The sequence below is a fragment of the Bacillus sp. LR--39 genome (genome assembly GCF_053613335.1).
In genome coordinates, this window is sequence record NZ_JBSIOT010001408.1 from 1 (window position 1) to 554 (window position 554).

Consider the following 554-nt stretch of genomic DNA (forward strand, 5'->3'; position numbering starts at 1 on the left):
GGCTGAAAGGGGCTATCTTTCAGGTACAAACCCTGCAAGCATCAACAATCGCTGCCAAACCGGTTTAAGCGTGCAATTTGAAATCAGCACAGCCCAGCGGAAGGCGATGTTTGAGCAATTCACATTAAAGGGCAGGCGAACGTCTCAAAATGAGGTGTTTTCCCGCTATGTCAAAGCTTTGAAGGAAGGAGCATGCATCGCATATGGGCCGAGTGCAGCCGGCAGCTGAGCCGGCTGTTTTTTTATTTTCTCAGCATATAAGCCGGCCGGCTTTCCGCAGCGACCATTTTGCCGAGGCCGTTTGCCGCTGCGTACGGGCGGCGGGTTTCCCGCCGGTAGCGTGCAAGTTCGTCTACTTCTTCAAAGCGTGGTGCATTCGCCGATTCGCTCTCTTGGGAAAGGCTTGCCATCCACGCCTCATGAAACTGGATTCCGGCCTGCCGTTTTTCAAAGAGCTCGATCCGTTTGACAGCGAACGACTCCGTGACTTTAAAGAGGTCGGCGATCATTTTAGCGGCTTGGCATCGCAGCTGAGGAAAATCCATTTTTAAAAG

1 protein-coding gene and 1 pseudogene are annotated in these 554 nt (G+C 52.5%); one reads left to right on the forward strand and one right to left on the reverse strand.

From position 1 onward, the window contains the following. The coding region (locus ACWHAR_RS30800) for a poly-gamma-glutamate hydrolase family protein (RefSeq protein ID WP_452088902.1) at nt 1–229 on the forward strand (229 nt) is incomplete at its 5' end. A 13-nt stretch (nt 230–242) separates the two neighbouring features. Here the strand turns inward: ACWHAR_RS30800 and ACWHAR_RS30805 are convergent. Further along, nucleotides 243–554: pseudogene (locus ACWHAR_RS30805) on the reverse strand (ImmA/IrrE family metallo-endopeptidase); the annotation flags it as partial.